Source organism: Xanthomonas axonopodis pv. maculifoliigardeniae (assembly GCF_041519315.1).
Classification (GTDB): domain Bacteria; phylum Pseudomonadota; class Gammaproteobacteria; order Xanthomonadales; family Xanthomonadaceae; genus Xanthomonas; species Xanthomonas euvesicatoria.
The window spans coordinates 4,158,794-4,171,642 of record NZ_CP167998.1 but is presented as its reverse complement, the minus strand read 5'-3'; the positions used below and the strand labels follow the sequence as shown (position 1 = coordinate 4,171,642).

The 12,849-nt window shown below is 66.6% G+C and carries 9 protein-coding genes; 4 read left to right on the top strand and 5 right to left on the bottom strand.

What is annotated here, in order from left to right; genetic code table 11:
- Nucleotides 1-3: 3 nt before the first annotated feature.
- A complete protein-coding gene (locus ACDH77_RS17730) occupies nt 4-1,857 on the bottom strand; it encodes a M14 family metallopeptidase (protein ID WP_372353573.1) in 1,854 nt (617 codons plus the stop codon).
- Nucleotides 1,858-2,099: 242 nt separating this feature from the next.
- On the opposite strand from ACDH77_RS17730, the gene ACDH77_RS17725 reads away from it, so the two are divergent.
- The 4 genes from ACDH77_RS17725 (at nt 2,100) to ACDH77_RS17710 (ending at nt 7,768) form a co-directional block, all read left to right on the top strand.
- A complete protein-coding gene (locus ACDH77_RS17725) occupies nt 2,100-2,822 on the top strand; it encodes an ABC transporter ATP-binding protein (protein WP_338338928.1) in 723 nt (240 codons plus the stop codon).
- Between the two features lie 10 nt (nt 2,823-2,832).
- The gene (locus tag ACDH77_RS17720; protein WP_372353572.1) at nt 2,833-4,269 is read left to right on the top strand and encodes an ABC transporter permease; all 1,437 of its coding nucleotides are present in this window, start codon (nt 2,833-2,835) and stop codon (nt 4,267-4,269) included.
- Nucleotides 4,269-5,537 carry a DUF3526 domain-containing protein gene (locus tag ACDH77_RS17715; RefSeq protein ID WP_008577664.1) on the top strand — a complete coding sequence of 423 codons (1,269 nt, stop codon included), beginning with the start codon at nt 4,269-4,271 and terminating at the stop codon, nt 5,535-5,537. Before ACDH77_RS17720 ends, ACDH77_RS17715 begins: the two co-directional genes overlap by 1 nt.
- Before the next feature lie 83 nt (nt 5,538-5,620).
- Nucleotides 5,621-7,768 (top strand): TonB-dependent siderophore receptor, encoded by a 2,148-nt coding sequence (locus ACDH77_RS17710; protein WP_218488635.1) that lies wholly within the window; start codon nt 5,621-5,623, stop codon nt 7,766-7,768.
- Nucleotides 7,769-8,097: 329 nt separating this feature from the next.
- Here the strand turns inward: ACDH77_RS17710 and ACDH77_RS17705 are convergent, their stop codons facing one another.
- Genes ACDH77_RS17705 through ACDH77_RS17690 form a run of 4 tightly spaced genes read right to left on the bottom strand, consistent with a single transcriptional unit; the run spans nt 8,098 to nt 12,845 of the window.
- A complete protein-coding gene (locus ACDH77_RS17705) occupies nt 8,098-8,763 on the bottom strand; it encodes a DUF2894 domain-containing protein (RefSeq protein WP_031425018.1) in 666 nt (221 codons plus the stop codon).
- Nucleotides 8,760-9,431, bottom strand: coding sequence for an OmpA family protein (locus tag ACDH77_RS17700; protein ID WP_031425016.1), 672 nt, complete (start codon nt 9,429-9,431; stop codon nt 8,760-8,762). The genes ACDH77_RS17705 and ACDH77_RS17700 overlap by 4 nt, the downstream gene beginning before the upstream one ends.
- On the bottom strand, nt 9,428-12,085 hold the full coding sequence (locus ACDH77_RS17695; RefSeq protein ID WP_029820396.1) for a DUF802 domain-containing protein: 2,658 nt from the start codon (nt 12,083-12,085) through the stop codon (nt 9,428-9,430). The genes ACDH77_RS17700 and ACDH77_RS17695 overlap by 4 nt, the downstream gene beginning before the upstream one ends.
- Nucleotides 12,086-12,095: 10 nt before the next feature.
- Nucleotides 12,096-12,845: a DUF3348 domain-containing protein gene (locus ACDH77_RS17690; protein ID WP_014091172.1), complete on the bottom strand. Its 750-nt coding sequence runs from the start codon at nt 12,843-12,845 to the stop codon at nt 12,096-12,098.
- Between the last annotated feature and the right edge of the window lie 4 nt (nt 12,846-12,849).

Below are 12,849 nucleotides of genomic sequence, written 5' to 3'. Positions count from 1 at the left end.
GCGCTATTGCCTCACTTCGCGCCGCACCGGATACCGCCAGCCGCTGATCGCTGCATAGGGCGAACGTGCATAGACCCACTGCAGGCGCGCATCGCCATCGGCGCGGAACGCTGCATCGTTGGCCAGTTTTTGCTCGAACGCGCTGCGTAACGCGGCATCGCTGCGCAACACGCGTTCGCTGAATTCAACCAGCTCGGTGGCGTACAGCCCGCTGTCGGGGCTGCCGGCATGGCGGAAACGTCCGCTGGCCAGCAGCGAATCGTTGCTGCGCGGTTCCAGCAAGGCGGCGGCCAACATGCGCATCGGTTGATCGGCCGGCACGCGGACGCTGCCGGCGGGAAAGACTTCTTCGACGTCATGGGTGTGCGGGATCTGATCGCTGCCGGTCTTGCTGATGCGTATCTGCTGCACCGCGCGCCGGGCCGGATGTTGCAGACGGTCGTAGCCGATGCCATGCGCATCGAGCAAGGCGAGCACATCGTCGTTGCCGGGCGGAATCCACCACGCCACCGGGTACTGCACCGCCTGCGTCTGCCGGTAGCCGATCACCGGCATCGTCCAGGTTTCGTCGCGGCCTTCCCAGCGCACTTCCGGCCGGCCGGACACCGGCGACAGGGCGCGGGTGTAGGTCACGCCCTTGAACGGAATATGGTCGATCGGCTGCGGCAGGCGTTCCCACGCCACCATCAATTCCTGCGGGCGCGCCGCGCGATCGGCACGCTTGGCGGCATCGATGGCGTGTGCATCGCGGCCGACCAGGCGCAGGGCTTCTTCCAGCAGCACGTAATCGCCGAGCACGCGTTGCCGGTATGACTTCAGGCGGTGGTTTTCCACCAGCACGGTGGGGATGCCGGCGAAGTCGCCATAGCCGGTGGAATAACGCGGGCCTTCAGGCGAATAGCGCAAGCCCGAGCGCGGCGCGTCTTCGTCGATCAGGCTGGGGTAGATCGCAGGTTCATGACCCTGGCGGCGCAGCGCGGCGTCGACGGCTGGCGTGAAGCGCTGCTGCAGCCAACCGGCCGTGGCGCGCGAGCGCGCGTAGGTGCCCCAGCCGGCGAAGGTGAAGGTGATGTCGTACTGATGATCGAGCCCACCGCTGACATGCAGGTCGATATACAAGGCGGGGTCGAGCGTGTGCAGCAGCCTGACGATCGCGCGCGTCTCCGGCGCTTCTAGGTTGAGATAGTCGCGATTGAGGTTGATGCCGCGCGTGGTGGTATTCCAGCCCATCTGCTGCGGGCCGCGCAATGCGGCGCCGATGAGCGGGCCGCGTTGTTCGTGCCCATCGCTGTTGAGGATGGGCACGAATACGAAATCGACCTCGTCCAGCAGATCGTCCTTGCCGCGTTGTGCAATATCGCGCAGCAGCATCAGGCCGGCGTCCTTGCCATCGATCTCGCCGCCATGGATGCCGGCCTGTGCCAGCACGACCGGTTTGCCGGGCTTGCCCTTGCGCGCGCGTACCAGCAGCAAGTCGCGCCCTTCGCCGGTCTTGCCGAACACCTCCAGCGACAGCAGCGGCGAAGCAGCAACCAGCCGTTGCAGCCACGCACGCGTTTGCGCGTAGCTGGGCGTGCTGACGAAATCGCTACGCTCGGCCGGCGTCATCCACGGATCGTCCGGTGCCACGATCAATGCTTCGCTGGCACCGTGCCACGCGCGGACCGGCGGCAACGGGGCACTGGTATCGATGGTCTGCGCGTTGAGCTGTGCGGCAGCGAACAGTGCGATGGCCAGCCCGTTGGCGAGGCGTTGGGTGCTGCGCGCGGTGTTGCAGGCCTTGGCGTCAGCGGGAGCGTGGCGGTCGAAGTCATGGAAAGCATCGGGCGGATGACAGCTGCGCGTTTCGAAGGTCATTGTGTGTGAGGGTCTCGAGTGGTGGGCGACGGTGTCTGCTCGTGCGGGTCAGCCGTGTCGGCGCAGGCGCCTGGCTGGACGTTCGCGCCGCAAGGCGCTGACCGCAGGCGCGATGCGCGGCGCGGCGGTTATTAGTGCCGGCCGGGCTCCTGCCCGCGACGGCGGGCGGATTTTGGCGGTGCAAGCAATGTGATAACGTATCACTTCCTGATATGTCTGTGTCCACGCCCTTCAATTCTTCAATGACCCACGCGATTTCAATCTCCAACCTGTACGTGGCCTACCGTGGCCGCGCGGTGCTGCAGGGGCTGAACCTCGGCGTCGCGCCCGGCAGCGTCTACGCCTTGCTGGGCGGCAATGGCGCCGGCAAGTCGTCAACGCTGTCCACGTTGCTGGGCTTCGTCAAACCCGTCTCCGGCAACCTGCGCGTGGACGCCGTGGACCCGGTCGCCGACCCCGGCAAGGCGCGCGCGCGCTTGGCCTATCTGCCGGAAAACGTGGCGCTCTACGAGCATCTGAGCGCATTGGAAAATGCCGACTATCTGCTTGCCCTGGCCGGCCAGCGTCGCAGCCAGGCCGCCATTGGCGAGGCATTTGCGGCCGCTGGCCTGCAGCGCGATGCCTGGGCGCAACGGCTGGCAGGGTTCTCCAAGGGCATGCGGCAGAAGGTGGCCATTGCCGTGGCCACATTGCGCGAGGTGCCGGTGCTGCTGCTGGACGAGCCCACCTCCGGGCTGGATCCGCGCGCCATCGCCGACTTCAATCGCCTGGTCGGCAGCGTGCGAGAACGCGGCGCCGCGGTGCTGATGGTCACCCACGATCTGCTCGGTGCGGTGGATGTGGCCGACCGCATCGGGTTTCTGGAAAACGGCCGGATTGCCGAAGAGATCGGTGCCGGCGACAGCGGCTTCGACGTGCGCACCCTGCATGCGCGTTTCGCGCGCCCGCAGGATCGCGCTGCGTGAGGCTGCACGTATGAGCCCGGTGTTGCTGGTCGCACGCGAAGAACTGCGCTATATGGCGCGCAACCGGTCCGCTGCCATCGGTGTGGTGCTGCTGATGTTGCTCACCCTGGTGGCGGCGTTGACCGCTGCGCACCACCAGCGCGAAGTGGCCGATTTCCGCACGCGGCAGCAACAGGCAGCGCAGCAGGCGTTCCAAGCGCAGCCGGACCGGCATCCGCACCGCGTGGTGCACTACGGCCATTTCATCTATCGCCCGTTGCCGGCACTGGCTGCATTCGATTCCGGCGTGGATGCGTTCACCGGCAACAGCATGTTTCTGGAAGGGCACCGCCAGAACACTGCCAATTTCGGCGATGTGCGTCAGAGCTCGTTGCTGGTGCGTTTCGGTCAGCTCACGCCCGCCTTCGTGCTGCAGGTGCTGGCGCCGCTGATGTTGGTCTTCCTGGGCTATGGCGCGGTGGCGCGCGAGCAGGAAACCGGCACCTTGCGCGCGCTGTTGTTGCAGGGCGCCACGCGCCGGCAGTTGCTTGGCGGCAAGTATCTGGCGCTGGCGACGGTGGCCGGCGCCTGCCTGCTGCCGGCCTTGATCGGCCTGGCACCGATCGCGTTGTTGCCAGGGCAAGCACCGCTGGTTGCGCTGCTGGTGCTGGCCTATGGCGCGTATCTGTTGGTGTGGTGTGCGCTGGTGCTGGCGGTGTCGATGCGGTGCCGGCGCGGCCGCGATGCGCTGTTGGTGTCGCTGGCGGTATGGGTGTGGCTGGCCTTGCTGGTACCGCGCGTGGCGCCGGACGCGGCCAGTGCCGCGTACCGCCTGCCGACCCGGTTGGAAACCGATGTGGCGATCCAGCGCGACCTGCGCACGCTCGGCGACAGCCACAATCCGGACGACCCGCACTTTGCGCAATTCAAGCAGCAGACGCTGGCCCGTTACGGCGTGCAGCGCGTGGAAGACCTGCCGGTGAACTACAAGGGCTTGCTGGCACTGGAAGGCGAGCGGCTGAGCGCAAGCCTGTTCGAGCGGTATGCGGGCCGCGATGCATCCATCCAGCAGCAACAGAACCTGCTGGTGCGTGCATTCGCCTTGCTGAGCCCGACGGTGGCGCTGCGCGAGGTGTCGATGACGCTGGCAGAAACCGACCTGCGCGCGCATCTGCGGTTCCTGGCCCAGGCAGAGCACTACCGCTACACGCTGGTGCAGCAGCTCAACCAACTGCAGGCCGACGCGGTCAGCATGGCCGACGACACCGCCCAGGATGCAGGTGCCGATCGGCGCAAGCGGATTTCGTCCGAGCACTGGCATGAGATTCCGGTGTTTGCGTTCCAGCCGGCGCCGGCGACCGAGGTGATCGGCACGGCAGGTGCGGCGTTCGGCCTGATCGGGGCCTGGCTGCTTGCTGCGCTGTGCATGCTGGTGGCAGCCGGGCGAGGTGTGGGAGTGGCGCGCTGATGGTGCTGTGGAAATACGAACTGCTGTTGCTGCTACGCGCGCGTGCGGCGCTCGCCGGATTGCTGTTGCTTGCGCTGCTCACCGTGTGCAGCCTGCTGTCCGGGCAACATGTGATGGCGACGCAGCGCGACAACATCGCCAGGATTGCAGCGCTGCAGCGCGAAGACAGCGCGGCGGTAGAAGACTATGTGGCGCGTTCCAACGATGCCGGCAGCGCGGCTTATTACAGCTTCCACCCCACCTGGGACCCGCCATCGCCGCTGGCGTTTGCGGCGGTCGGCATGCGCGATGTCTCGCCGTATATCTTGCGCGTGCGCGCGCTGGGGCTGGAAGCGCAGATCCATGACGGGGACAGCTACAACCCCGAGCTCGCATTGGCTGGCCGCTTCGACTACGCGTTCGTGCTGGTGTTCCTGCTGCCGCTGTTCGTGATCGCGCTGCTGTTCGATCTGCGTTCGGGCGAGCGTGAAGCGGGGCGTGCACGCATGCTTGCCGCACTGCCCGGTGCGGGCGCTGCGCTGCTGGTACGGCGCGTGGTGGTGCGCGCAGCGGCGGTGTTTGTGTGCCTGAGCGTGCCGTTCGTCATGTTCGCTACGTTCAATGCGGTGCCGTGGTTGCAGCAACTGGCGGTGCTGGCACTGGGCGGTGCGTACCTGTTGTTCTGGGTGCTGCTGTCGGTGCTGGTCGGGCGCCTCCAGTGGCGGCCTGCCGCGCATGCCACGGCGTTGGCTACCTGCTGGGTTGTGCTGGCGTTGGTGGCGCCGGCGCTGGCGCACGTGGCAATCAATCAGGCAGTGCCGGTCAACCAGGGTACCGAGATTGCGCGGTTGCAGCGCGAGGCGGTCAACCACGCCTGGGACATTCCGCGCCAGGACACCATGCAGGCGTTCTACGCGCGCAATCGGCAATGGGCCGACTCGGCGCCGCTGACCACGGCGTTCCACTACAAGTGGTACTTCGCATTTCATGAAAATGGCGACCAGCAGGTGGCGCCGCAGGTGGCAGCGTATCGCCAGGGGCTGCAGCGTCGCCAAGCGTTGGCGCAACGCGTGGCCAGCGTGCTGCCCCCGGTTGCGCTGCAGGCGGCGCTGACGCGCCTGGCCGACACCGATCTGCAGGCACAGCTGGCCTATCAGGATCGCATTCGCGCTTATCACCGGGCGCTGCGCACGTTCTACTACGGCTATCTGTTCCGCGACCGGCCGTTCACGCGCGACGATTTCGGGCGAGCGCCACGCTTCGAAACAACGGCCGGCCCTGCTTCATAGCGGTATCTGCGTTTCACCTTTCCTTGCGTCTTTTACTTGCGCCCCGGATGCACTGCGCCGGGGCGCTTCAGGAGTTCTGCCCGATGCCCGTGTTCTCGCGCCACCGCACGCTGCGCGCGCTGCCCTTGCTCAGCCTGCTGGCCTGCACCTGCGGCACTGCCTGCGCGCAGGCTGCGCAGTCGCAGTCGCAGGCGCGCGACCTGGATGCGGTGCAGGTGCGCAGCCAGTACACGCCGTACCGCGCGCTGAGCATTACCGGTGCCACCAAGACCGATGCGCCGCTGCGTGACCTGCCGATCAGTGCGCGGGTACTCGACCGGACCTTGCTCGAAGATGCAGGCGTCACCGATCTGGCTGGCGCACTGGAGCTGGCCAGCGGCATCACCAAGGCCAACAACCTGGGCGGGCTATGGGATAGCTATTCGATGCGCGGCTTCACCGGCGACCCGAATTTCAGTTCGGATTACATGGTCAACGGCTTCAATGCCAGCCGCGGTTACAACGGTCTGCGCGATGCGGCCAATACGCAAAGCATCGAGGTGATCAAGGGGCCGGCGTCGGCGTTGTACGGGCGCGGCGAGCCGGGCGGGGCCGTCAACATCGTCACCAAAAAGCCGCTGTTTCAGCCGCAGCACAGCGTGGATGTATCGGCAGGCCGCTTCGACAGCTATCGCGCGGCCATCGATAGCACCGGCCCGCTGAGCGAGAACGTGGCGTACCGTTTGAATGTGATGCACAAGGATCAACACAGCTTTCGCGATACCGTCGACAGCGACAGCACCTTGCTGGCGCCGTCGCTGTTGTGGATGCCGACGCCCGATACGACGGTGTCGTATGAGCTGGAAGCGGTGCGCCTCCACACGCCCTTCGATCGTGGCGTGACGGCCATCGGTGGCGATGCCAACCGGCTGCCGGCCTCGCGCTTTCTGGGCGAGCCGCGCGATGGCGATATCGACCTGCAATCCACCGGGCACCAGCTGTTCGTGGTGCACGGCCTGGATCAGACCTGGTCGGTGCAGGGTGGGGCGACTTACCGCGACAGTGGCATGCGCGGATTTTCCACCGAGCCCTGGACGCTGCAGGCCGACCAGCGCAGCTTGCGCCGCGAACGCCGCTACCGCGACTACCAGGGCCGCGATATCGCAGCGCGTGCAGAAGTGCTTGGCAGTCTTCAGGCCGGCAGGGTCACGCACAATGTGTTGTTCGGCATCGATGGCAATCGCTTCGACGACAGCCGCTTTCAGCAGCGCGCCCGTTCCGCGGCCACGCCCTACAGCATCGATGTGCTGGCGCCGCGTTATGGCCTGGCACAGCCAGGACGGCTGTCCACCATCACCGATACCGACGAACGCCAGCAGGTGTGGGGTGTGTACGCGCAGGACCAGATCGACCTGGGCGCGCGCTGGAAGGCCTTGCTTGGCCTGCGCTACGACCACTATCGGCAAGGCCTGGACAACCACTTGCGCGGCACCACGCAGCGGTCATCCGACGGCGTGGCGAGCCCGCGTGCAGGCATGACCTTCCATGTCGACGATGCGCTGTCGCTGTACGCCAGTGCGGCGGCGGGTTTTCGCCCCAACAGCGGTGTGGGCGCCAACGGGCAAAGCTTTGCACCTGAGAAAAGCCGCTCGCTGGAGACCGGCTTGAAATACGTGCAGCCCGGCGATGGCCTGGAAGCCACCGTGGCCGCATTCCGCATCGACAAGAAAAACGTGTTGAGCCTGGACCCGGCCGACACCAGTTTTTCGCTGCCGGTGGGCCAGATGCGCAGCCAGGGCGTGGAGCTGGATCTGCTGGGCAGGTTGAGCCCGCACCTGGCCGCGTCGGTGGGCCTGGCCTATACCGGTTCGCAGGTGACGCGCAGCAGTGCTGCTGCCGCCAGTACGGGGCTGGCTGAAGGCCGGCGGTTTCCGAATGTGCCGCGTTTGAGCGGTAACGCGTTCCTGAACTACGAGCAGCCGCTGACCGGCAAACGAAGCGCGGCGCTGGGTGTGGGCGTCTTGCACACCGGCGAGCGGCTGGGCTCGGTGGATAGCAACACCGATTTCGTGTTGCCGGCTTATACCGTGTGGCGAGCGGTTGGCCATTACGATCTGAGCCAGAGGCTACGCCTGTATGCCAAGGTGGAAAACCTCACCGACCGCCGTTACGCGGCGTTTTCGTACAGCGAGCAATGGGTGTATCCCGGTGCGCCGCGGAGCTGGACGGTGGGTGCGCAGTTGCGGTTTTGAGCGATGCTCCACGACAGCCGAAGCGGCGATCGGCGCATGCGCCAGCGTGGTGGATGTCAGCGTTACCGACGGCCGCCACGTTCCAGTTGAATACGCTTCGCGCTCGGGCGTGACTGCAGTGAGTGACTGCAACGCGCCGGCGAGTGCTTGCTGGACATCGTTGTGCGCTTGCATGCAGCTGCCGCTGCCGCGTGAGCAAGTGCAGCGCGGTTCGCAGCCAGAGGCGTGCAGTGACCTCATGCTCACGGCGGGTGACCTGCCACACGCTGCATCTCCGAGATCGGAGCCTGCGTCAGTCGGCCCGACGTAGATCCGGACCGATCGAGGATCTAACTGCGTCGCTTCGACGGACTCTTGCTGCGTTTCTTGCCCGGCGTCGCCGGCGCAGCCTCCTCGTTGGCCAACGCGCCGCCGGTGTGCAGCTGCTCCAGCCACGACAACGCATCCACATAGCCGAGAAAGTGCTGCAGATAGCCCGGCGAGCGCTCGCGCATCAGCGTGATGCAGCGATGCACCAGCACGCTGGAATTGAGCGGGCCGGCATCCTTGGGCGCATCCTGCAGCGACTGCCGCACCTGGCTGGCGGTGCGCACGGTGGTCCAGGTGCGACGAAAGTCGTCCAGCGCCGGCAGCTCCGGAAACAGCATGGCATCTGCGCTGGCAGTCTTGCGGCTGTCCACTTCCATCAGCGCCGCATGCCCGGCCATCTGCGCGGTGAGCGCACCCAATGCGCTGGGCTGCGGCGACGCCGGCGTCGGGGAAGGCACTGCACGGTTCCCGGCACGGCGACGCGCTGTCTGCTGCAGCGCTGTCGCATAGCCATCGACCATCGCGCCAAGCTTGTGGTCCAGCACCTCACGCACCGCATCGGCCTGCGCATCGGCACGCGCTGCCAACGCTTCCATCAGATGGAAGCGCACCGGATCCAACCGATCGGCGCCCTGGCTGCGCCAGCGCTCCAGTTGCGCGCGTGCGGGCAGTGCCGGCTTGCTCATCGCGGTGCAGCGGTTGCTGCGGGCGGCGCCGATGCGCTTGCGCGCGACGACGGGCGCGCGATCGGCGCGATCTCCACGCGGCGGTTCTTCGCGCGGCGGGCTTCGTCGGCGTTGGAATCCACCGGTTGCTGCGAGCCGAATGCGGCGGCGAACACCGATGACGCCGGCACGCCTTCGGCGATCAAGGCACGGGTCACCGTGAGTGCGCGTTGTGCGGACAGTTCCCAGTTGTCGGCGTAGCGGCGATTGCCGCCCAGCACCGGGCGGTCGTCGGTAAATCCGCTGACCATCAGGATCTCGTCGCGCGCGCGCAGGTAGTGCGTCAATGGCGTGGCCAGCGACTTCAACACCTCGCGTCCTTCCGGCTGCAGTTCGTCGGAGTTGAACGCAAACAGCACATTGCCGCGAATGCCGATACGGCCATCGACCAGGGTCACGCGGCCGGCAGCCAACGGTGCGGCCAGTGCCTGTTCCAGCGTCTGCCGACGTTGCGCTTCGGCCTGGCGTTGTTTGACCTCCGCGTCCAGGCGGCTGGACAGTTGCAACTGCACGCCGATCACGCCGACCAGGATCAGCACGAACGCGCCCAGCAACACCGACATCAGGTCGCCGAATGCCGCCCAGATGGGCGTGCCCAGCTCGCCGTCGCTTTCGATCTCGTCGCTCATGCCGTTTCTGCTTGGCCGGGTTCGCCACGCCCGCGATCGAGCTGGCGCAGTTCTTCGATGATCTGCTTCTGCGAGAGCATGCTGAGGTCGACCACTTCGCGCGCCTGTGCCACGTAGTAAGCAAGTTGGTCGTCGCTGCGTGCCAGCGAGGCATCGAGTGCCGTGGCAACGTGCTGCAGGCGCTCATTGAGCTCGCTGGTGGCGCCGCTGAACAACTGCACCGCCATGCCGAACGCTTCGCCCAGGCTGGCCACTTCCACTGCGCTGCCGCTGACATGCGCGGCCACTGCGCCCAGCTTGCCGGTTTCGCTGCCGATCTGTTCGGTGAGCTGGCTGCCCACGCGCTGCAGCAGGTCGGCCGAGGTGGTCACCAAGGCATCCACCGCTTCGCGTTGTTCGGTGGAGGCGTGATTGACTGCGTTGAGCAAGGTGTCCAGGGTGGCAAGCAGCTTGCTGCGTTCTTCCAGCATGGCGGTGTCGCGCACCATGCTCTCGGACAGCGACTGGCGCAGCTCGGCCACGACATCGGCCGCGGCCTTGGGCGCTTCGGAGGCGATCTGCATCAGGCGCGACACTTCGCTGATCGTCGCGCTGGCCTGCGCCTGCGCCTGCGTGGACAGCTCGCTGGCGGTGCTGGCCAGGGTGTCGCAAATGGCCTGCTGTTGCCGGGCGACGCGTTCGCCGGTCTGTTCCCATTGTGCGGTCAGGGCCGTGCTCATCGCGCCGAAGCGCTCGCTCCACAGCGCCAGGCGCTGGGTGTCGCGCGCTTCCAGTGCCGCCTGCAGGTCGGTGTGCGATTGCTGCAAGGTGCCGACCAGGGCCGCCGCATGCGCCTCGAAACTGGCGGTGGCGGCGGCAAGTGCGCTGTGGTGCTGGCTGGACAATGTGGCGCTGGCGTTTTGCTGCTGAGCCAGTGCATCGCGCCACGCATTGGCAGCGTCGGTGCTGGATTGCTGCATGCGTTGCGAGACCGCATCCACCAACGCGGCGGAGCGTGTCTCGAAGGTGCTGGCAAATTGCGTGAGCGTGTTCTGCAACTCCTGGGTGAGCGTGTGATTGGCGCGCTGCTGCTCGGCCACCGCAGCCGTCCAGGTGGCCGCTGCCGTGGCGGTGCTGGCTTCGAAGCCGCTGCTCAACCCGTCCAGCTGCTGCTGCACGGCCTGCTGCACGCCTTCGTGCAGGGCACTGGTCTGCTGCGTCAGTTGTTCGAGGGTGGTGTGCAACTGCGCGCTGTGCGTTTCGGTGGCACGTTGCTGTTCGGCAAGCACGGCCGCCCAGGTGGCGGCGCTGGCCGCGGTGCTGCTGGCAAAGCCATCGTTGAGTGCGCTCAATTGCTGCTGCACGGCCTGGGTGACGCTGTCCTGCACGGCAACGCTGCGCTGGTCGATTTGTTCCAGTGTGCCCTGCAACTGTTCGGCCAACGTGGCCTGGGTGCGTTCCTGCGCAGCCAATGCCACCTGCCAGTGCTCGGTCGCCGTGCGCGCGTTCTGCTCGATGGCTGCACTGACGCCGTGCAACTGCTGCTGCACGGCGCTGCTCACGCTGTCCTGCACGGCTACGCTGTGCGCGGCAATCTGTTCCAGCGCGGTCTGCAACTGCGCGTTGTGGGTCTGCTGCGCGCGTTCCTGCGCCGCCAATGCCGTGCTCCAGTGCTGCGCCGTGGTGCTGGCACTGGTCTGGAAGCCATGAGTAATGCCGTCCAGCTGTTGCTGCACGGCTTGCGTGACGTGTTCCTGCAATGCGGCGGTATCGCGTGCGATGCTGGCCATGGTGGCTTCCATCGCCGGCTGCAATGCCGCACCGACCGCCCGTGCGCTTTCGGCGACACCGGCTTGCAGCGCGTGCTCCATGGCCGTGGCCAGCCGCGCATACGCCGCTTCGCTTTTGGCCTGGAAATCGGCTTGCTGGGCGGCCAGGCGCTGCTCGGCAGCCATGCTGTGCTGTTGGATGCTGTGCACCAGCGTCTGCAGCTGGTCGATCAAGGCTGGCATCAAGGCGCTTTGCTGCTGCTGCAGCTTGAATGCTTCGCCACGTCGGTGCGCGTCCGAATGCGTGTGCAGTTCGGCAGCGATCTTCAGGTCCAGCCGTTGCACCACCTGCAGGCGCTCGCGCCGGCACAGCGCCGACAACAACCCCAGCATGGCCGATGTCGCCACACCGGCGATGGAGGTACCGAACGCGAACGCCAGGCCTTCCACCGGTGCTGCGAGCGAGCCGCGAATGGCCTGCAGGTCGGTGGCGCTCTGCAATGCAAAGCCGGTGCCCTTGAGCGTGGCCATCATGCCGAGCAAGGTGCCGAGCATGCCGAGCAACACCAGCAAGCCGACCAGATACGGCGTCAGCACCGGGGCCGGCAACGCCACGCGCTCGCCCTTGATACGCAGGCGCACCGCATTACGCAGGCCAGGATGAACAGTTTGTAGCCAATCGCCCAGGGCAGAAGGCGCCGTGGCCAGCCCATCGACTGCCGCTTCCAGCGTCGCCGTGGCCTGGCGGTAGCGATACAACTCCAGCGCGCCGGCCACATAGCAGGCACCGATCACCGCCGCGACACAGGCGCCGAGCGGGTTGGAGCCGAGATAACCGATGCCGACCCAGCAAACCGCCAGCAGGCCGACGAGAAACACACACACGTGTACGAGAGTTCTGAACATGACGTCCCAGTTAGCGGGTACGAAGCGCTGCAAGCAGGCCTTCGATCGGGTGAAAACGAACATCCAGTTCGGCGAGCAACACGCTCTGCATGTCCTTGCGGAAGACATCCAGCCAGCCATCGGGCACCGCGCGTGGCGCGGCATCGTCATCGGTCGGCCGGTGCTGCGCCTGTGCAGCATCGCGCAGGCGTTCGAAATGTGCGCCGAGCAGGCTCGGCACGGTGTTCAACAGGCTCTGCTCGCGCGGGCTCAGGGTGAGCTCCATCACCGCATCCACTTCGGCCAACCGCGCCATGTCGGTGGAGGCCAATGCGAGCAGGTCGCGCAGGCGCCCGCGCAGATCGCCGGTGGCGGTACGCATGGCGCGTTGCATGGCCAAGTAGTGCTGCCGGAATGGTGCGAAATCCGGCGCGGCGACGGGTGCGTCTGCGAGCGCGGCGTTGCGCGCCTCGGCACGCACGCGCACAACCAGCGCGTCCAACTCGGTCACGCTGCTGGCAGCAAGACCGGTGCGCACGCGTGCGCAAGCCTCCGCATCGAGCGGGCGCGGTTCGGGCAGGTCGTCGGTGTCGGGCAGCTTGCCGTCCAGCGCCTTGGACACGGCAACCGCGCGCGTCCAGTCGATCCACTGGCTCAGCCGGTCGGCCAGCGCGTGGTTGGACTGAGCGATGTGCGCGTCGCTGAGGCGAGCAAGCAGGCGAATGAACGCCGGGCCCGACAAGGGCGCCCGTGGAGCAACTTTCGCCATTCTTCCGGTCAAAAAC